This window comes from Aeromonas sp. INTO2 (assembly GCF_049860605.1).
Taxonomy (GTDB): Bacteria; Pseudomonadota; Gammaproteobacteria; order Enterobacterales; family Aeromonadaceae; genus Aeromonas; species Aeromonas caviae.
In genome coordinates, this window is record NZ_CP187588.1 from 4,315,174 (window position 1) to 4,334,208 (window position 19,035).

Below are 19,035 nucleotides of genomic sequence, written 5' to 3' on the forward strand. Positions count from 1 at the left end.
GGTGGCTCTGGCCACCCGTCGATCGGATGCGCTTGCATGAACATATTGATGGCTCTCTCCCAGCTCGAAGTGACGGGCGCGGAGGTCTATGCCACCACGGTCGGCAACGAGCTGACCCGCCGTGGCCACCAGGTTTTCTACGTCTCTGACACCCTGACCAAACCGACTCTGGGACCGGTCTTTCGGTTGCGCTTCAACAAGCGCAGCATCCTGCGCCGCTTCTGGCACGTCTTCTATCTCATCTATCTGATCCGCAAGCACAGGATCCAGCTTGTACATGCCCATTCGCGCGCCTCGGGCTGGAGCAGCTACGTCGCCTGCAAGCTGACCGGCACCCCCATGATCACCACGGTGCACGGGCGCCAGCCGGTACACGCCTCCCGCAAGGCATTCCATGCGCTGGGCTACCGGGCGGTGGCGGTGTGCGAGGATATCGCCAGCCAGATCATCGACAACCTGGGGGTGGACCCGGCCATGGTGCAGGTGCTGCGCAACGGCATCGAGACCGACAAGTTCCAGCCCGTGCCGATACCGGACAACGACAAACCGGTGATCGCCATCATTGGCCGGTTGAGCGGTCCCAAGGGGGAGCTCTGCTACCGGTTGCTGGACGAGGTGCTGGATCTGGAAGCCTGCCGGGTGCGCATCGTCAGCGGCACCCAGGTGCCGGCGCGTTTTGCCCGTTTTCAGGACAAGGTCGACTTCGTCGGTTATGTGGACGATGTGCCCGCCCTGATGGCGGGCTGCGATCTGGTGATCGGTGCCGGTCGGGTGGCGATGGAGGCGCTGCTGTGCGGTCGTCCGGCGTTTGCCATCGGCGAAGCCAGGGCCATCGGTCTGGTGACGGAGCAGAATCTGGACGAGGCCCTCGCCAGCAACTTCGGCGACATCGGCCCCAGGGATCTGGCCATCGACTTTGCCGGGCTGAAGGCGCAGATCCCTTCGGCGCTGGCCTCCAAGGTGGTGCCAGACCCAGTGCGCCAGCGGATCCTGCAAGAGTATGACTTGCAAGGCGTCGTGACCGGGCTGGAATCCGTCTATCAGGATGCCGTGGTCGAGACCCTGCGCCGGGAGATGCCGGTCATCATGTATCACCGCTTCATCGAGCACGAGAGCGAAAAGGGAGTGCATGGCACCTGGCTCCCGGTCGCCATGTTCGAGAAGCACCTCAAGCTGATGAAGTGGCTGGGCTACGAGACGCTGACATTTGCCGACCTGGCGGAGAACGGGTTCATCCACCGGCTGCAATACGGCAAGAAGTACCTGATGATCACCGTGGACGACGGCTATCGGGACAACCTCACCCGCATGCTGCCGCTGCTGGAAAAGTATGGCTACAAGGCGGTGGTCTATGTGGTGACCGGTGAGGATCACAATCGCTGGGATGTGGAGCACCCGACCCACCCCGATACCCCGGTGACCCTGATGACCCCGGAGGAGATCAAGGCGCTGGTGGCCTCCGGTCATGTGGAGATCGGGGGCCATACCCTGACTCACCCCCGCCTGAGTACGCTCCCCCCAGAGGAGCAGGCCCACCAGATCCAGGCCAACAAGGCCTGGCTGGAGCAGTTGCTCGGCCATCCCCTGATCTCGTTTGCCTATCCTTACGGGGATCTGAACGACAGTGCAAAATCCCAGGCCGTTGCCGCCGGTTATCGCTATGCTGTGGCCACCAACAGCGGCCCCAGAGCCATGCACCGGGATCCGTTCCAGATCCGCCGGATCGCCATCTTCCCCCGCACCGACATGTTCGGTCTGTGGCGCAAGATCCGTGGCAACTATGTCTTCAGAAAATAAGACCGTTACAGAGAAGAGCATGTCCTCAAGTACAGATTCGTCGGCCCGCCAGGGTTTGTTTAAGTTGTCTTGTGACCAAGTCTTGCCTTGGGTGGTGCAACTGTCAGCCTTCTTGTTTGGGGCATTGTCGTTGTCTGTTTCAAGTGGGTACTCTTATGGGCCCGCCGTATTATTGTTAGCCAGCCTTTACTTTATGTGTACGAAGAGGCGTGAGTCCTGGGCAATGCCTCGGGAACTCAAGCTAATTGGACTCGGTTTGTTGCTCTATTTTCTGGTTATGTCTCTTTCTGTGTGGCTGGATGGAGGTAAGTTCAGTGAGATTGATAGGGCAAGCAAGGCGCTGATGGCGGCTGCCATATTGCCTTTAGTGGCCTGCATGCCGGTACGCCTCAATATATTGCTGTCGGGTTGCGGTATTGGTGCCATTCTTGCGTTTGCCATCGCTATCCATGACAAGTTCTTTTTGGCTTATGAGCGAGCATTTGGCGATGTGATGCCAATTCAGAGCGGCAATATTGCCATGTCACTGGGATTGTTTTGCCTCTGTGGTTTGTTGTGGGCGCAGAAGAAGGGGAAGCTGGCTTTCGCACTTTTCATGCTGGTGGGAACCTGTGCCGGCATGGGCGCCAGCTTTCTCTCGGGTTCCCGTGGTGGCTGGGTGATGCTCCCCGTCATCTTGATCACTATCGCAATGTTGTTTAAGGAGTGCCTTTATCGTAAGGGAACCCTGATTATGGTGATAAGTGTTCTTCTTTGTGGTGTTTTCTTCGTTGTTCAGCCAGAGAGTGGCGTGGAAAAAAGAATTGAGCTGGCGCAGCGCGATATCAGCCAGTATATGGACAAGACAAATCTCAACACTTCTCTCGGTATCAGGCTGCAGCTATGGAAAAGTGCTTGGCAAAGTTTCACAGAGAAGCCACTGTTTGGCTGGGGTAACCATGGGATAAGAGAATCACAGAAGGCACAATTGGAACAGGGGAAGATAACTCAGTTTATTTTCAACTTCAATTCTCATGCCCATAATCAATTTCTCGATGAAATGGCTAAACGTGGCATTTTGGGGCTGGGTTCCTTGTTGTTCATGTTGATTGCTCCTGTGCTTATAGTGAGGAGGAAATTGCGCCAGCCTCATAATATCGATGTGCATTGTGGGGCCACCTTGCTTATTGTTACCACGTTCTCATCTATTGACTATTGCCTCAGTCAGGCGTTCTTTGGCCACAATTCCGGTATCAGTTTCTTTGTCGCGTCGTTGGTTATGACAGCATCCATCGTCTTTGGGAGTCAAAATGAAGATTCGCGTCATTAGTTTGGCGACATCGATTGTCCGACGAGAAAAAATATCTCGTGAACTATCTTCGTTTGGACTGGACTTTACATTTTTCGATGCTGTGAACGGACTCACAACGGAGATAAAAGAGTATGATAATGCTCAACGAATGTGGGAAAAAGGACATGAACTGACAAAGGGAGAGCAGGGGTGTTTTTCAAGCCATAGATCACTTTGGAATGAGTGCTTACGTTTGGGGGAACCGTTGCTCATTATGGAGGACGATATTGAGTTCTCTGCTGATATTAAATCTGTCTTGAGTGAACTGAAGGGTCTATCCAGAGAGTTTGAGTATATTCGGTTAGGGCGCGGGACTTGTAGCTCTTTGCCGGGGATCGGTCCGTGGATAGATATGTTAAAGATAGATGAGAGTCATTCAGTTGTGAAATATATGACGGGCCCCAGTTGTGCTCATGCTTATATTATCTCTCCAGTTGCCGCCTCAAAATTTTTATCCGCATCGGAAACATGGTTTTGGCCGGTCGATGACTTCATGGATAAAGAGTATTTACACAAGGTCAATAATTATGGTGTCGAGCCACCATTGGCATGGCAAAGCGGAGAGGACTCAGATATCGGGGCTAGAGTGAAGCCAGCCTCAAGAAATATAATCGGTCGAATTCGAAAAGAGTATTACAGGGCCAAGGAGCGATTTTTTAATGACATATATAACTATGTCTTTTATATAAAAATAAAAAACAAAATGTAGATTTATGGAAATGGGTTGCTCATGCAGATATTAGGCTTTTTACAACATGCAAGAGATCGCATTCGTCGATACCTAGGCATCAAACTATTTGACCGCATCAACATAAACTCTAAACCTGATAACGGACCTGTAGTGATAATCCGCTGGGATGCCAAATTGGGCGATAGCATTATCTCCTCTTGGGTTCCCAGAGAGATTCGATGTGCTCAACCGGAACGTGAAGTCTGGATTGTGACCACTCCTGACGTCGCGCCACTCTTTCGCGAACACTTCAAGGCTGACAAGGTCATAGAGGTGCCCAAGCGCCCCAGTTATGGTGAATTGAAACGGCTGGCCCATCGCTTGGGAACTGTGGGTTATCTGGTTCATCTCGGTAAGCAGCTCAAGATGAAGGACATCTACTTCCTGACCCGAGTCGATGCCTCTCATATTGTGGGAATGGACGATAGTCTGGCTTGCGTTGATATCAAACTAGGGAAGGCTTCAGCAGGCTTGCACTTCGCCGACAAGTTTTCTCTTCTGTTATCCAGGATGGGCATTACCAATCCCGATACCCGCTATATAGTGCCAATGGACACAGCATGGGAGACAAAGCTTGCAGAGTGGTAACCGTTCACCGGGAGGATGTTGACAACAACTCTTCCGGGAGCGGGTAGTCTGTTTTCTCTATGCAGGCACTGACCACGGCCCTCAGCCATTCCTGCGGACAGCGACCTAACCGCTTGGCTGTCTCTATCAAAGACAAGATGCGCTGCCGAAACAGCTCTCCCCGATGTGACCAAACGCCATAGCTCCCCTTGCGCCACAGCACATACCCGCGTAGCGCCCGTTCCGCCTCATTATTGGTCAAGGCTATCTCGTCGTTTTCCAGAAAACGCCACAGCATTTCATCATCCTTGAGCAGTAGCCGACAGCGACCTCGGTAGCGCTTGCTGCACAGCAAACTGCCTCGCCCCAGCTCTTTTCGCCAGCTTTGCCGACATCGCTCAAGCCTTCGCTGATATTGTTTCTGGCTCAACACGCCTTGTTCATAGCCATGTCGAACCCTGAATACGCTATTTGCGAGAAGCACCAGTCGGGCCCCAATGGGCTGATTGACCTTTTCGCCGCTGTCGGCAATCGCTGCCACATTGCGCAGTACATGGGCCCAGCACAGCTGACGCTGGCTGCTGTCGATGAAACGGTATCCTGCGTACTGGTCTGTCACCAACACGCCATCCAATTCTGAGCCCAGCAGCCGTTTGGCCGCATCCTGACCCCGGCCAAACGCCGTCATGAAACAGACGGCCACCTTGCTCAGTGCCAGCCACATCCAGCGCCGCTCACCACCACGCTGATGCCGTGTTTCATCGGCATGGATACAGGAGGCTGATTGCACTTGTTGTTTGATGGCCTGGTGCGTCGGGGTCAACATGGCACTGACTCGCCCTTGCGCCTCGCTGATGGCGCCGCGACTGAAGCTCAGGCCGAAGTGCTGTTTAAGCTGTTGTTGTATCTGGCTAATGCTCTGGTGAAACAGACCACTTTGCAGGGCGATGTAGCTCAGCAGGTTGGTCCCCATCTGGCTGCTGCTCACCGTCTCGGGCAACGGAGCCGGGCTGGTCTCGATGCAATGACAACAGGTGCCGCTAAAGAGCTGATGTTCGGTCACCCTGTAGCTGACCTCGGGCAGGTCAAAGACCTGATGGACGCGGTAGGGTTTGTCATGAAATACCACATTGCCCCCACAGCAGGCGCACTGTCTGGCAGGGTAATGGGGTATTACCGTCAGCCGTTCATCCGCTGGATGACGCTCACGCCGAGCGCCTTTGTGGCCCGGTTGGGCGCCGCGTTTTTTACCTGAGGCAAGGCGCGGCCGAGCAGGTGGTGGTGAGCCTGGCCCATCACTGGAAGGAGGCTTGGAGGAATTGCCGCTGTGCTGGTTGAGTCGGTCTTCTAGCTCGGCGATGCGCGCCATCAGCTTCTGAATAAGTTCATTAGCCTGCTCAAGGGTCAGCGGCGAAGCGGCCGGTGGGGTCATGGATGTGCTCATGCCCCTGATGGTGCCAAGCTGACAGGATCACGCAAGAGGCAATAGTGGATCACCGGACGATCGTCTCATTTTTTACCTGTCAACTGGTCTGGGTGAACCGTTACGCAGAGTGGTGGCCAGTGAATCAGAGGGTTATCGCTTTCAATCCTTATGGTAGCGGGCGCTCGCGTCGATTGCAGCCTGAGCAGATAGTCCCCATGCTGGAGAGCATGTTGGCGGCTTGCCCCCATCACTTGTGTCTGCTCTTTCCTGCTGGAATGGAGCAGGAGGTCTCAGCTCTGAAAGCCCGCGTGTCGGCACCTGAGCGAATCCTGATCTCGCCAGAGGTCCCTTCTCTGGGAGGCCTGTTTACTCAGATGCGTCATTGCCAAGGGCTGGTTTCGGTGGACACAGCCACCATCCACATAGCGACGGGGCTTCAATTGCCAGTCTTGGGGCTTTATAACCCCGATATTGGTGGTGGTAGTGAAAATTTCACCGAATGGCATCCAAACCAGGCTGATGCGGTCGTGATTTTTTCCAAAAACGTGCTGCAGCAGGAGATCAATTCTCTCGATCTCGATGAGTTCGCAGAAGCGTTCAGGGGGTGGGTGTCTGCCATCCGGGCAGGGTGAGTAGACGAGTCTTCACCAGCTCCGGCGTAATTGCGCGGAACAGGGCCTCATCGAAGAAGTCCTTCTCCTGGGTTGGCAGCTGGAAATCCTCTCCCTTGGCATCGAAGATATCGATGGCTTGATAGCGGGGGTGGTTCACCGGGTTGGCGATGATCTTGTCGCCACCAGGCGCCACTATGGTCAGCAGCGGCAGATCGATGGCCTGCGCCATATGGCGCGGTCCGGTGTCATTGCCGACGAAAAGCTGGCAATGGGCGAAGAGCCCCACCAGCTCCCGTACCGAGCGGGTCTGCACATGGTCAAACACGCTGGCCTGCAGCGCTTCTGGCAGCAGCGGCTTCAGCCCCCGGTTGTACTCCTCTTCCCCCGGTCCGCAATAGACCAGGATCTGGGCATTGTGCTCCTCGATGAGCCACTGGGCGACCTTGGCGAAGCAGTCGATGGGCCAGCGCTTGTAATGGCCGAGGGAGTTCACTCCCATGGCGATGAGTGGCCGGGTCGTGTCGACGCCAGCGGCCAGCAGGGTCTCGCGCCCCCGTTGTCTCTCCGCGTCGCTGAGCCAGAGGTAGTAGTTGCGATCCTCCCTGGCGAGGCCGAGGGGCTTGAGCAGTGAAAACCGGTCGTCCACCAGGGTGCTGTTGCCCTGATGCTCGGTGTCATGGCGAAAGCGCACGATGCGGTTGTGGCCCAGGCGCCATGGGAAGGAGTCGAAGCCGATCCGCAGGCGGGCGCCGGAGAAGAGACAGGTGAGCAGGCCTATCATCTGGCCTTGGCTGTTGATCACCACATCGTAGCGTTCGCGGCGAATGCCCAGCAGCAAATCCTTCATATAGCGCCACTCGTTGCGGCGCGCCTTCTCGATGACGATCAACCGATCGATGTTGGGGTTTCCCTCTGCCATGCCCGCGCAGTAATCCATGACCAGATAGTGAACTTTCCCGGCAGGGTCGTGCTGCTTGAGGTTGTTGCACAGTGCGGTGGAGATCAGCACATCTCCTATCTGTTTGGTTTGTACTACCAGGTATTTCATGGAAAGGGCCTCGAGCGAGGTCGGGTTGAACGTCAGCGCATCAGCATATCGCACTCCCCTGTCAGATGCTGCCGCTATGGGGTGAAAATCCGATCCAACGCACTGTGTTTGCACATATTTTCGACGTTGTTCGGGCTGGTGGGGCCCGGCTGGCAGTGCGGGAAGATGAGCGGGGGCATGGCACCGTCGGCCATGCCCCCGATGGGCAAGAGTGATCAGCGTACGATGAGGCCGAGCAGAATCCCCACCACGCCGAAGTCGGCATCGCTGAAGGTGGTGTTGGCAAAGCCGAGATCCCCCAGCACCGGCAGCAGGAACACCGGCAGGAAGGTGATCAGCAGGCCATTGGCGAAGGCCCCGAGCATGGCACCGCGACGGCCGCCGGTGGCATTGCCGAACACCCCGGCCGCCGCGCCGACGAAGAAGTGCGGCACGACGCCCGGAATGATGACGGTGAGCCCCAGCAGATAGAGCAGCACCATGCCCACCAGCCCGGCGGCAAAGCTCGACAGGAAGCCGATCAGTACCGCATTGGGGGCATAGGGGAAGACGATGGGGCAGTCCAGCGCCGGCTTGGCGTTGGGCACCAGCTTGTCGGAGATCCCCTTGAAGGCCGGCACGATTTCGGCGATGACCATCCGTACCCCCTGCAGGATCACGTAGACCCCGGCGGCGAAGGTGATGGACTGCATCAGGGAGAACATGAACCAGTGCTTGCCCTTGGCGACTTCCGAGACGTAATCCGCACCGGCAAACAGAGAGGTGATAAGGAAGATGATGCCCATGGTGAAGGAGATGGCCACCGGGGTATCGCGCAGGAACAGCAGGCTCTTGGGCACCTGCACCTCTTCGCTGCTGTGGGCCTTGTTACCGAACTTGGCGCCGATCCAGCCGGCCAGCACATAGGAGCAGGTGGAGAAGTGGCCGAGCGCCACGTCATCGGAGCCGGTGATCTGCTTCATGTAGGGGTGGGCGAGGGCCGGGAACAGCACCATGGTCACGCCGACCACCAGGCTGCCTACCGCGATGAGCGGGATGCCGCTCATGCCGCCGGCGGAGAGGATGGCTGCCACCATCATCGACATGAACAGGGTGTGGTGACCGGTCAGGAAGATGAATTTCCACGGGGTGAGCCGGGCGATCAGGATGTTCACCAGCATGGCGAAGAACATGATCATCGCCATCTCCTTGCCGAACGACTGCTGGGCGATGGAGACGATGGCCTCGTTGTTGGGTACCACCCCCTTGATGCCGAAAGCATGCTGGAAGATGGTGGCGAAGTCGCCCAGCGAGTTCACCACCAGGGTGGCGCCGGCCCCCAGGATGACGAAGCCCATGATGGTCTTGACCGTGCCCTTGATGCACTCGGTCACCGGTTTCTTCTGGGCGATCAGGCCGATGAGGGCGATCAGGCCAACCAGCACGGCCGGCTCCGACAGCACGTCAAACATCAGAAAATTGAAAAATTCCATGGTCAGCTCCAAGCAGATGGAAGCGGCGGCTCATGGGCCGCCCAGACAGTTGCAACGGGGTTAGAGTGCGCCCAGCTCGCGCAGGGCGATGGCGAGTTTTTCTTTCATGGCGGCCTTGTCGACCATGTTGTCCAGGGATACCAGCCGGCCGTCGACCCCCATGCTGACCAGCTGTTCGGCGATGTCGCGGGTGGCGACAAAGATCTCGGCGCTCTCGCTGCCGGCGGAGGCGAGATCCCGGTGATCCACCTCGGCCGTCACGGCCAGCTCCTTGAGAATGCTCTTGATGCTCATCTCCATCATCAGGCTGGTGCCCAGGCCGTGTCCGCATACAACCAGAATCTTCATGTTCTCTTCCTCTGTCGGGCGCAGGGCGCCACTCAATAACGCGCCAGGATGCGCAAGATGTCGTCTTTGCTGGTGGCCGCCATGATGGCCGCCACGTCTTCTTCATTCATGAACAGCTCGGCCAGCTGGGCGATGGTCTCCAGGTGGGAGTTGCTGTCGCTGGCGGCCAGGGTGACCAGCAGCCGGACCGGGTCGTTGCCCTCGGAGCCGAAGTTGACCCCCTCCTTCAGCACGGTCAGCGCCAGTCCCAGCCGGTTGACGCCGTCTTCCGGGCGGGCGTGGGGCATGGCCAGGCCCGGGCCCAGCACGTAGTAGGGGCCGAGCTCTTCGTGGGAGCGATAGAGCGCCGCCACATAGGAGGGTTCTATGGTGCCGTTGGCCAGCAGGGGGGCGGTGGCCAGCTCGATGGCGTGGCGCCAGTCGCGGGCGCCCGCTTCGATGGAAATGACCTCTTCGGTCAGCAATTGGGTCAGCATGGCAATGTCCGGGCTGGATAAGATGGCGCCAATCTAGCGATCTTGCCGGCTGATAACTGTGAGCCTGATCGCGAAAGTTAGCGCTACCAGATAGCGCTAACACCGATCTGTGATAGCGCTATCATTTCTCTCACAGAAGGGATTCATCCTGCCCCTTGTCGGCCTCAAAGGGGGTAAAATCCGGTTTGAGCAAATAGTCAGTGCCCCGCTTTTGCCTTAAAGTGAGCACCCGTATGCCGAGGAAGGGAAAGGATGTCAGAAGCGAAGAAACGCCGTAGCACGGGTCGGGTGACCCTCAACGATGTGGCCCAGCTGGCCGGCGTGGGGGCCATGACGGTGTCGCGCGCCCTGCGCACCCCCGAGCTGGTATCCGACAAGATGCGCGAGCGCATCGAGGCGGCGGTGGATGAACTCGGCTATATCCCCAACCGGGCGGCGGGGGCGCTGGCGTCCGCCACCTCCCAGACCATAGTGGTGATCGTGCCCAGCCTGACCGACTGCGGCTGCGGCGAGGTAATTGCCGGACTGCAGCAGAGCCTGCGCCGGGAGGGTTACCAGATCATGCTGGGGGATGCCCAGCACCTGAAACGGCAGGAAGAGAGCCTGCTGACCAGCTTTCTGCAGCACAATCCGGCGGCCGTGGTGCTGTTTGGCAGCGATCCCGGCGAGACCATCCGCATGCGGCTGAAGGCGGCCCGCCTGCCGGTGGTGGAGGTGGGGGCCATGGCCCGCAGCCCCATCGACATGAACGTCGGGGTCTCCAACTTCGATGCCGGCTATCAGCTGACCCGCCACCTCATCGAGCGCGGCTACCGCAACATCGGCTTTCTCTGCGCCCGCCAGGAGCAGTGGATGCTGCAGCAGCGCATGCAGGGCTGGCAGAAGGCACTACTGGACAACTACCTCTCCCCCGACGCCATCATCAACACCTCGGAGCGACCCAGCTTCAGCACCGGGGCGGCCATGCTGGGGGAGTTCCTGCTGCGCTGGCCCGAGCTGGATGCGCTGGTCTGCGTCAACGACGAGCTGGCGGCCGGGGTACTGTTCGAATGCCAGCGTCGCCATCTGAACGTGCCGGGCAAGCTCGCCATCGCCGGTTTCGACGATCTGGACGTGGCGCGCGCCTGTCATCCTGCGCTGACTTCGGTCAGGATCCCCTATCACCAGATGGGCAGGGAGGCGGCGGAGCTGATCCTGCGCCAACTGGCGGGAGAGGAGGTGGCCGGCATGAGCCTCGCCCTGGATTTTCAATTGCAAAAGCGCCAGAGCACCTGACGAGCGATGCCACGACAGGTCGAGGCAAGCATGTTCAAGGCGTTGTGACCGAAGACCAGGTCGGTGCACCGTCGCCCTGCGCGGGCACTGCCAGCCGACGTGTTCGCCCGGTCTGTCACCGGGTTGACGCAGAGCGTGGATGCCACTGTAGCCATGACTCCAGGTGGCTGGCTGCACCCAGGTCAAGCTCTGATCGGAACCACTGGCGAGCCCCATTATTCTGGATAGACTTTGTAGGCCGGTGCACTATCCAAGGAGAATGAGCATGGGTACGCAGACGCCTGATTTCGATCTCGATGATGACTGGGAGCCGGAATCCTGGGAAGAGGAGCTGGAGGAGCTGGATGACGAGAGCTGGCAGGACTATGACCCTCTCGACGATCAGTGACTCCCTGTAACGCCTGAGGGCGGGCCTGGTGCCCGCCCGATTTTTTGTGTGGCGAGGGGGGCAGCCCTTGGTGAGAACGGGGCGGGCTGGTTAGAATGAACTGCTCAAATGACGCTGTACGAGGCAGGCAGCGGCTCAACAACGATTCCAACGACGCCAAGGATGAATATGCGCTCACTCGTCATCATGTTTTGTGCCGCCCTGCTCGGGGGCTGTGTTTCCAACTCCGACGACCCTTGCGAGAAGGTGTGGAGCGACGTGGGAGAGGCGGACGGCAAGCTCGGTTTTGCTGGCGATCGGGTGGCTTTTCACCAGACCCAGTGCGGGGAAAAAGTGGACCTTGCCCTTTGGGAGCTGGGTCGCCAGAAGGGGCTGGCCTGGTATTGCCGACCCGAGCATCTCTATCTGGCAGGACGGTCGGGAGAGGAGTATCGCGGCGTCTGTCCCAACGACGTGCAGGCCCGTCGCCTGTTTGAACAGGGTCGCCATGGCTGGACTGATCAATAAATCAGTCTTCCTCTCTCTTCTGAAATATTGCGTGAACCTCTTCGTGAGAAGAGGGACCTACCCTTCTTTATGCTTCAGCCGCAGCGGCTGGCACAGGTAATCCTTGTCATTGGCGCTGCGGGCACACTTGCCACACACGAATTTGGGTTTGCGCACAATCTTGCGCAGCGTCTTGAGATCGGCGGGGATCTCGTGACGGCGCCACTCACACAGCGTCTTGTGACCCATGACGTCCTCGACAGTGAATGCAACGGGTGAGAGGGGCAGGACCCCTCCCGGTGTGGTTACTGGTACAGGTATTTGGTGAAGATGAGCTCGCGGACCGCCTTCTTGCCCGTCTCCTTGACCAGCAGTTCGTTGACCTTGGCCTCACACTCCTTGCGCAGCTCTTCCCGGTTCACCAGGGACTTGATCTGTGCGCCCGTCTTGCTGCCAATCAGCCGGATGATGGCGTCGCGGATCAGGGGGTCGTGCTGCTCCAGCAACTTGAGGTCGGCAGCGTCCGTGGCCATCAGCTCTACCGTCACCCGTACATAGCCGAGGGTTTTGCCGTCGCCAAGGTAGTTGGTGATGATGTCCGGATCCAGAGCGTGATAGGCGAATCCCGGCTGGACGGCGGAGGAGGCGGGATCGGTGGCCTCTTCCTCATTGGCGAAGGCCTGTATATTCAAGAGGGTACACCCCAGGGACAGCAGCAGAATTCTGAAGATCTTCATCTGGATGGCTCGGCAGCGACGGATGCCCCATTTTTGATGCTGCCATCGGGGCCGTCAAGCACGGATGTTCTTACAATTCGCCATTGATTTACGGATAATAAACCGGTTTTTAACCTGACAACGGAAATCTCCGGATGGTGAAGCTGTGAAGTCCGAGTTGACTGTTCCCCTCGCCCAGCTCGTCCCGTGGCGGGCGCCTGCAGAGTGCGAACCGCCCGAGGCGCTGCGTCCCTGGTTGCTGGAGGCCGATTCCATGACCCGGCGCCTGCGTCGTTACAATCATCACCTCTCGGTGCAACTGCTCGGCAATCGCGCCGTATCGCTGACGGTGGACGAGCAGGCGCTGGTGGCGGTGTCGGCCCCCGTGGGCATGTGCCGCGAGGTGATCCTGCACGGTGATGGCGGGCCTGCCATCCTGGGTTGGACCCTGTTTGCCGAAGCGGCCTTGCAGGGGGGCGGTTTGCAGGATCTGGGAGAGCAGCCGCTGGGAGAGCGCATTTTCGGTGAGGCACCGGCGCGGCGGGATCACCTGCAACTGGCCTGTTTCGAGATAGCGAGCAATCCCTGGTGTCCGACCGCTACCGTCTGGGGGCGTCGTTCTCGCCTGTTTCTGGGGCAGTGGCCACTGCTGGTCCATGAACTTTTCCTGCCCTCGCTATCGTCTCATTCGTTGCCATCGGATAAGGAGCTGGAGTGAAGCTGTTAACCAAGGAGCGGGGACTGGCCTATGCGCAGTTGGCCCGCATCGACAAGCCCATCGGTACCCTGCTGCTGCTGTGGCCGACCCTGTGGGCGCTCTGTCTGGCGGCTGGTGGCCTGCCTGACCCCTGGATCCTGACCGTGTTCGTGGTGGGCGTCTTCCTGATGCGCTCCGCCGGCTGTGTCATCAATGACTATGCGGATCGCAACTTCGACGGTCATGTGAAACGCACCGCCGGGCGACCGCTGCCCATGGGACGGGTCGCCGAGCGGGAAGTGCTGGTGCTGTTTGCCGTGCTGGCGCTTCTCTCGTTCGCCCTGGTGCTGACGTTGAACCCGCTCACCATCAGCCTGTCCTTTGCCGGTCTGCTGTTGGCGGTCTGCTACCCCTTCATGAAGCGCTTCATCCCCATCCCCCAGCTGGTGCTCGGCATGGCCTTCTCCTGGTCCATTCCCATGGCCTACGCAGCCCAGGCCAATGCCCTGCCGCCGGAAGCCTGGCTGTTGTTTCTTGCGAACCTGCTGTGGACCATCGCCTATGACACCGAGTACGCCATGGTGGACAGGGATGACGACCTCAAGCTCGGCCTGAAATCGAGCGCCATCCTGTTCGGCCGTCACGACAAGCGGATCATCGGCGCGCTGCAACTGGCGACCCTGCTGATCCTGCTGGGGATCGGGCAGCTGATGGGGCTGGGATCCGGTTATTACTGGGGACTGCTGGGGGCGGCGGCGCTGTTCGTCTACCAGCAGCGACTGATCCGGGAGCGGCAGCGGGAAGCCTGCTTCCAGGCCTTCCTCAACAACAACTACGTGGGGGCGCTGGTGCTGCTCGGGGTGATGGTTCACTACCTCTAACCCGCCCCCCTTCCTTGATGAAAAAAGGCCGCATGATGCGGCCTTTTTGTTGGGTGTCGACGCCTCAGAGCTGGTTGCCCGCCTGGATAGTGCGGCGGATCTTGTTGCTGAGCAGCGGCACTATGTTGTCGGCCAATGCCTGGAAGCGGCCGAGATCCGGTTTGCAGCCCGGATCCAGATAGCCTTCGCTGCGCAGGGTGTGGATCAGGGTGCTGAACAGCTTCTGGTCGAAGAACTCGGGGGCGTTGATGCCGTGCAGGGTGCCGAGGCGTTCCGCCATCATCAGGCCGTCCGCCTCCAGCTGCTCCGCCTCGATGTGGGGCTGGGCCAGCATGCGGGTCAGCACGATGGCGTAGCGTTGCAGGGTCTCCTGGATGCTTTCGGCCAAGAGCAGCAGGCGCATCTGGTTGCCGGGGTTGACCCAGTAGCCGCCGTCGCGTGCCTCGACCAGTTGCTGGCGCAACAGCTCGGCCAGCAGGGCATCGATCAGTTCAGGCAGCTCGTCCTCTTCATAGCGCAGGAAGAGTTCGGTCTTGAGCAGGGGGTAGATGTCGACACAGCGGGCGACGATCTCGCTGCGGGAGAGCCCCTCGCACCGCTCGATCAGGGCCGCCACCAGGGAGGGCATGGCGAACAGGTGCAGTATGTTGTTGCGGTAGTAGGTGAGCAGGATCGCCTGATAGCGGTCCAGGCTGATGATCTGGCCCAGCTTGTCCTCGCTCACCTCGAACTTGTTGAGCTCCATCGCCTGCTCCAGCAGGGTCCTGGCGTCCTCGTCCGGCATGGTGCTGTGCGGGCTGTAGGGCACCTGCTTGAGCAGGTCCAGATAGGTGTTGAGCTGGGCCTGGAGTTCGTCCCGGGTCAGGGCGTGGCGCTCGGCGGCCAGCAGGGCCAGGGCACTCAGGGTCAAGCCGTTGACGGCGGCGGCATCGTTGATGCGGGTCATCAGCAGCTCGGCCAGCTGATTGACGGTGGAGGCCATCCACTCGGGGCGCTCCTCCCGGCCGATGCTCTCCTTCCAGGTGGGTACATGTTCGCCGAGGTAGCTGTTGAGGGTCAGCGGTTCGCCGAAATTGACGAAGCCACGGCCATAGTTGCGCAGCTTGCGCAGGATGCCGAGCACCTGCAGGAAGCTCTCCTTCTCCTTGCGGCTCCCCTTGAGTTCGTTGTGGTAGGTATTCACCTCCATCACGTGCTCGTAGCCGAGGTAGACGGGGACCAGGGTCACCGGCCTGTCCAGCCCGCGCATCATGGCCTGCAGGGTCATGGCCAGCATGCCGGTCTTGGGGGGCAGCAGGCGACCGGTACGCGAACGCCCGCCCTCGGTGAAGAACTCCACCGAGTAGCCCTTGGCAAACAGCAGGTTGAGGTACTCCCGGAATACCGTGCTGTAGAGCGGATTGCCCTTGAAGGTGCGGCGGATGAAGAAGGCGCCGCCGTGGCGGAAGATGGGGCCCGCCGGCCAGAAGTTGAGGTTGATGCCCGCCGCGATGTGGGGTGGCACCATGCCCTGGTGGTAGATGACGTAGGAGAGCAGCAGGTAATCCATGTGGCTGCGATGGCAGGGGACGTAGACGATCTCATGCCCTTCCTGGGCCAGCTGACGCACCTGCTCTGCTCCGTTGACCGAGAGGCCGCGATAGAGCTTGTTCCACAGCCAGCCGAGGAAGCTTTCGCCGAGGCGGATCAACCGATAGGAAAAATTGGAGGCGATCTCGTCCATGTAGCCGTGGGCACGCTTTTGCGCCTTCTCCAGGCTGATCCCTTCCCGTCTGGCCTCCTCCTCGATGGCCTGCTGGATCACGCTCGAATCCAGCAGTTGCTTGAACAGCAGGTTGCGGTTCGGCAGCTTGGGCCCGGTGGCGGCCAGCTGCTGGCGGCTGAAGTGGGTGCGGGCCACCCGCGCCAGCTTGTGGGCGATGGCCTCGTCGGTGCCGTGCTTGTCCGCCATGTAGCGCAGGGAGAGGGGCGGGGAGAAGCGCACCAGGTTCTCGCGCCCTTTCAGGATCACGATCAGCGCCTTCTTCAGGCGGTTTGGCGCCAGGCTGCTGATGATGTTCCAGCCGGAGGCCTCCTCGCCTTCCCGGCCCGGTGCGCGGCCCCAGAACAGGGTGACGGGTACTACCTGGATGTCCAGCGCCGGATCCTGCTTGTGCAGGTCCAGCAACTGGTGGAACTCCTGCAGGAAGGGGAGTGGCTTGTTGCGCGTGCCGAACAGGGGAGGCGGACGATCCAGACAGACGTAGCGTGGCAGCAGTTGACCGTTCAGCTCCAGCGGCGTGAAGGGGCCGGGCAGGCCGAGATCCTCGCAGCACTGTTGCAGGGTCATCAGGTCGGTGATCGAGCTGGTCTTCAGGGCATAGACGATGGGTCTGGCCGGATCCAGCTTGAGCTCGGTGATGGGGTTTTCCGGCAGGCTCTTGTGATTGACCAAGCCGCTGACCGGCCATTGCAGGATGGCTCTGGAAATCTTCTGTCCAAGGGACATGTGCGTCTGCTCTCCAAAAAAATGCGGCGTGAGCATAGCAAATCACCGACTGCTTGTCGCCGAGAGGTACGATGAGTCGGTACTTCAGAGCGGGGGGAGGGGCAAATGTGCGTCGGGTCGCGACAAATGCCAGTTGCGCCTTGCCTTGGCCCCAGCACTGTATATACTGCCAGTGTGCTGTATAAAAAGACAGGTGCCCATGCTATGAAACCCCTTACCCCTCGCCAGGCTGAAGTACTCGAGCTCATCAAGGCGAACATGAACGAGACCGGCATGCCGCCGACTCGCGCCGAGATTGCCCAGAAGCTTGGCTTCAAGTCGGCCAACGCGGCCGAAGAACATCTGAAGGCCCTGGCCAAAAAAGGGGTCATCGAGATCATGCCGGGCACGTCCCGCGGCATTCGTCTGCTGCTCGAAGAAGAGGACGTGCAGCCTGAAGAAAACGGCCTGCCACTGATTGGCAAGGTGGCGGCCGGGGAACCCATCCTGGCTCAGGAACACATCGAGAGCCACTACCAGGTGGATCCCGCCCTGTTCCACCCGCGGGCAGACTTCCTGCTGCGGGTGCAGGGCATGAGCATGAAGAACATCGGCATCATGGACGGGGACCTGCTGGCGGTACACAAGACCCAGGAGGTACGCAACGGCCAGGTCGTTGTGGCACGGCTCGACGAGGACGTCACCGTCAAGCGCTTCCAGCGCAAGGGCAGCCAGGTGTGGCTGCTGCCGGAAAACGAAGAGCTCTCCCCCATCGAGGTGGATCTCGCCAGTCAGCACCTCACCATAGAGGGCCTGGCGGTCGGCGTGATCCGCAACGCCGACTGGATGTAAGCATCCGATGCGATGAAGAGGCCTCCTGCGGGAGGCCTCTTCATTTTCATCTGCCGATGGCATCTCCCTCCCCACCTTTTCGCTTCTCCTTCCTGTGCACATAGTCTCGCCGCACGACATGCATTTCGGATATATCCTTTGATAAGGCCCCTGTCATGGTCGGTGATCAGGGAAGGGGGAGTCGCACCGGGCAGTACGCCATGGCAGGGATGCATGATCGCCGGGTCGGTGCGCAGAAGGGAGAGTCGCCTCAGACTGGGGACTCGTACAGTCAGTACGCTGCCGTGGTTGGTTCGTCGTTGGGGACAAAGAGACCCGTCAGCGTGACCTGTTGAGCAAGGAGGACAGGTATGGCTTCAAGCTCGCCGTGGGATCCGGTGCCGGCCGCAGCGCCCGCATCTTCCATCACCCGATTCATCAAGGGCAGTCGGATGACATGGTTCTATGCGCTCTGGGTCTATCACAAGGGAGATGGTTGGACCATCTGGCTTGGGTGCCCCAAAGACAAGATTGTCCGCCTGGTTCGTCTGTTTCGCCGTCATCACGACATCGGATTGCCGGATGAGCCCTGGACTGCCCCCGTCATCCCGCTGCGCGTCCCCCTGAGACGTGCCCAGCCGCAGCACAGGCTGCGGCCCTGATCCCTCTTCCTGTACAAACAAGAGCCCCGCCAGAGCGGGGCTCTTGTTTGGGCGCCGATGCGGCTGATCCATGGCACAGACGCTTTCCCGCCGGGATGCAAGACTAGCCATCGGCGGGGGCAGGCGGGTTACAATGACCCCTACCGGTTTTGCCCCCCTGGGCTTCTAACATAAGCAAGGCTTTGTTTTATATGGTTAAACCACGCTTTTACCTGCTGCTGTTGCTGTTCATCGGCGCCATTGCGGCGACTTATTACTGGAGTCAGCCCGCGGTGCCGGAACAGGCCGATTACTACCCGGCGGGGCGAGACATCAACCCGTTTGCCCTCACGGATGCGGATGCACAGCCCTTTACCCCAGCCAACCTGACGGGACACTGGAGCTTTCTGTTCATCGGCTACACCTACTGCCCGGATGTCTGTCCGACCACGCTGGCGGATCTGCGCAGCGTCTATCCGGCGTTGAAGAAGATAGCCCCCACTAGCCAGGTGGTATTCATCTCGGCGGATCCCCAGCGGGATGACAGCGCCCGCCTGAAGAGCTATACCGCCTTCTTCGAGCCCGAGTTCAAGGCGGCGACCGCACCTCACAGTGCCCTCTTTCCTCTGGTCCGCAATCTGGGGCTGGTCTATTCCATCGTGGAAGGGGATCGCAAGGACTACCTGATCGACCACTCCGCCTCCATCGTGCTGATCAACCCCGAGGGGAAGCTGGTGGCCACCTTCCGACCCAAAGTAGCGCCGGGTGAGGTGCCCCACGTGGACATGCAGGCCATGGTGGCCGACTTCGCGCGCATCGTGCGGCTGGCTGGCGAGTGAGCCCGG

General features: G+C 59.6%; 21 protein-coding genes. 13 read left to right on the forward strand and 8 right to left on the reverse strand.

Going from position 1 to position 19,035, the window contains the following annotated elements:
* Positions 1 to 36 precede the first annotated feature (36 nt).
* Genes ACPW74_RS20420 through ACPW74_RS20435 form a run of 4 tightly spaced genes read left to right on the forward strand, consistent with a single transcriptional unit; the run spans position 37 to position 4,445 of the window.
* Entirely contained in the window at positions 37 to 1,797 is a 1,761-nt protein-coding gene (locus ACPW74_RS20420) for a polysaccharide deacetylase family protein (RefSeq protein WP_182951418.1), read from the forward strand.
* A 19-nt stretch (positions 1,798 to 1,816) separates the two neighbouring features.
* Positions 1,817 to 3,106 carry an O-antigen ligase family protein gene (locus ACPW74_RS20425; protein ID WP_103260984.1) on the forward strand — a complete coding sequence of 430 codons (1,290 nt, stop codon included), beginning with the start codon at positions 1,817 to 1,819 and terminating at the stop codon, positions 3,104 to 3,106.
* Positions 3,087 to 3,836 (forward strand): glycosyltransferase family 25 protein, encoded by a 750-nt coding sequence (locus ACPW74_RS20430; protein WP_182951417.1) that lies wholly within the window; start codon positions 3,087 to 3,089, stop codon positions 3,834 to 3,836. Before ACPW74_RS20425 ends, ACPW74_RS20430 begins: the two co-directional genes overlap by 20 nt.
* A 21-nt stretch (positions 3,837 to 3,857) precedes the next feature.
* Positions 3,858 to 4,445 (forward strand): glycosyltransferase family 9 protein, encoded by a 588-nt coding sequence (locus tag ACPW74_RS20435; protein ID WP_425858458.1) that lies wholly within the window; start codon positions 3,858 to 3,860, stop codon positions 4,443 to 4,445.
* Positions 4,446 to 4,449: 4 nt separating this feature from the next.
* Here ACPW74_RS20435 and ACPW74_RS20440 read toward each other — a convergent pair whose 3' ends face one another.
* Complete coding sequence (locus ACPW74_RS20440; protein WP_005327996.1) at positions 4,450 to 5,868, reverse strand: IS66-like element ISUnCu16 family transposase; 1,419 nt, start codon at positions 5,866 to 5,868, stop codon at positions 4,450 to 4,452.
* Positions 5,869 to 6,065: 197 nt separating this feature from the next.
* Between ACPW74_RS20440 and ACPW74_RS20445 the strand changes: the two genes are divergently transcribed.
* The gene (locus ACPW74_RS20445) at positions 6,066 to 6,482 is read left to right on the forward strand and encodes a glycosyltransferase family 9 protein (protein WP_425858459.1); all 417 of its coding nucleotides are present in this window, start codon (positions 6,066 to 6,068) and stop codon (positions 6,480 to 6,482) included.
* Here ACPW74_RS20445 and ACPW74_RS20450 read toward each other — a convergent pair.
* The 4 genes from ACPW74_RS20450 to ACPW74_RS20465 form a co-directional block, all read right to left on the reverse strand.
* Positions 6,448 to 7,512, reverse strand: coding sequence for a glycosyltransferase family 9 protein (locus ACPW74_RS20450; RefSeq protein WP_279980919.1), 1,065 nt, complete (start codon positions 7,510 to 7,512; stop codon positions 6,448 to 6,450). The two genes, ACPW74_RS20445 and ACPW74_RS20450, sit on opposite strands and share 35 nt — an antisense overlap.
* A gap of 215 nt (positions 7,513 to 7,727) precedes the next feature.
* Positions 7,728 to 8,984, reverse strand: coding sequence for a PTS ascorbate transporter subunit IIC (locus ACPW74_RS20455; RefSeq protein ID WP_026459054.1), 1,257 nt, complete (start codon positions 8,982 to 8,984; stop codon positions 7,728 to 7,730).
* 60 nt (positions 8,985 to 9,044) lie between these two features.
* Entirely contained in the window at positions 9,045 to 9,332 is a 288-nt protein-coding gene (locus ACPW74_RS20460) for a PTS sugar transporter subunit IIB (RefSeq protein WP_016349013.1), read from the reverse strand.
* A gap of 32 nt (positions 9,333 to 9,364) precedes the next feature.
* Complete coding sequence (locus tag ACPW74_RS20465; protein WP_254231775.1) at positions 9,365 to 9,808, reverse strand: PTS sugar transporter subunit IIA; 444 nt, start codon at positions 9,806 to 9,808, stop codon at positions 9,365 to 9,367.
* 252 nt (positions 9,809 to 10,060) lie between these two features.
* Here ACPW74_RS20465 and ACPW74_RS20470 point away from each other — a divergent pair, with 252 nt between their 5' ends.
* The 3 genes from ACPW74_RS20470 to ACPW74_RS20480 all read left to right on the forward strand — a co-directional run bounded on the left by ACPW74_RS20470 (position 10,061) and on the right by ACPW74_RS20480 (position 11,978).
* The gene (locus ACPW74_RS20470) at positions 10,061 to 11,083 is read left to right on the forward strand and encodes a LacI family DNA-binding transcriptional regulator (RefSeq protein WP_254231774.1); all 1,023 of its coding nucleotides are present in this window, start codon (positions 10,061 to 10,063) and stop codon (positions 11,081 to 11,083) included.
* A gap of 265 nt (positions 11,084 to 11,348) precedes the next feature.
* Positions 11,349 to 11,471 carry a hypothetical protein gene (locus ACPW74_RS20475; RefSeq protein ID WP_279980924.1) on the forward strand — a complete coding sequence of 41 codons (123 nt, stop codon included), beginning with the start codon at positions 11,349 to 11,351 and terminating at the stop codon, positions 11,469 to 11,471.
* 162 nt (positions 11,472 to 11,633) lie between these two features.
* Positions 11,634 to 11,978 (forward strand): DUF2799 domain-containing protein, encoded by a 345-nt coding sequence (locus tag ACPW74_RS20480; protein ID WP_080989975.1) that lies wholly within the window; start codon positions 11,634 to 11,636, stop codon positions 11,976 to 11,978.
* Between the two features lie 57 nt (positions 11,979 to 12,035).
* Here the strand turns inward: ACPW74_RS20480 and ACPW74_RS20485 are convergent, their stop codons facing one another.
* A complete protein-coding gene (locus ACPW74_RS20485; RefSeq protein ID WP_010672439.1) occupies positions 12,036 to 12,206 on the reverse strand; it encodes a hypothetical protein in 171 nt (56 codons plus the stop codon).
* Between the two features lie 56 nt (positions 12,207 to 12,262).
* The gene (locus tag ACPW74_RS20490) at positions 12,263 to 12,694 is read right to left on the reverse strand and encodes a flagellar basal body-associated FliL family protein (protein WP_045522520.1); all 432 of its coding nucleotides are present in this window, start codon (positions 12,692 to 12,694) and stop codon (positions 12,263 to 12,265) included.
* Positions 12,695 to 12,839: 145 nt separating this feature from the next.
* Here ACPW74_RS20490 and ACPW74_RS20495 point away from each other — a divergent pair, with 145 nt between their 5' ends.
* A complete protein-coding gene (locus ACPW74_RS20495) occupies positions 12,840 to 13,391 on the forward strand; it encodes a chorismate--pyruvate lyase family protein (RefSeq protein WP_254231773.1) in 552 nt (183 codons plus the stop codon).
* On the forward strand, positions 13,388 to 14,251 hold the full coding sequence (gene ubiA / locus ACPW74_RS20500; RefSeq protein WP_042864636.1) for a 4-hydroxybenzoate octaprenyltransferase: 864 nt from the start codon (positions 13,388 to 13,390) through the stop codon (positions 14,249 to 14,251). Before ACPW74_RS20495 ends, ubiA begins: the two co-directional genes overlap by 4 nt.
* 64 nt (positions 14,252 to 14,315) lie before the next feature.
* Here the strand turns inward: ubiA and plsB are convergent, their stop codons facing one another.
* Positions 14,316 to 16,739, reverse strand: coding sequence for a glycerol-3-phosphate 1-O-acyltransferase PlsB (plsB, locus tag ACPW74_RS20505; protein WP_254231772.1), 2,424 nt, complete (start codon positions 16,737 to 16,739; stop codon positions 14,316 to 14,318).
* A 204-nt stretch (positions 16,740 to 16,943) separates the two neighbouring features.
* Between plsB and lexA the strand changes: the two genes are divergently transcribed.
* The 3 genes from lexA to ACPW74_RS20520 all read left to right on the forward strand — a co-directional run bounded on the left by lexA (position 16,944) and on the right by ACPW74_RS20520 (position 19,029).
* Positions 16,944 to 17,570 (forward strand): transcriptional repressor LexA, encoded by a 627-nt coding sequence (gene lexA / locus ACPW74_RS20510; protein ID WP_010672444.1) that lies wholly within the window; start codon positions 16,944 to 16,946, stop codon positions 17,568 to 17,570.
* 350 nt (positions 17,571 to 17,920) lie between these two features.
* Entirely contained in the window at positions 17,921 to 18,211 is a 291-nt protein-coding gene (locus ACPW74_RS20515; RefSeq protein WP_010672445.1) for a hypothetical protein, read from the forward strand.
* Positions 18,212 to 18,402: 191 nt separating this feature from the next.
* Positions 18,403 to 19,029, forward strand: coding sequence for an SCO family protein (locus ACPW74_RS20520; protein WP_279980927.1), 627 nt, complete (start codon positions 18,403 to 18,405; stop codon positions 19,027 to 19,029).
* The last annotated feature ends 6 nt before the right edge of the window (positions 19,030 to 19,035 follow it).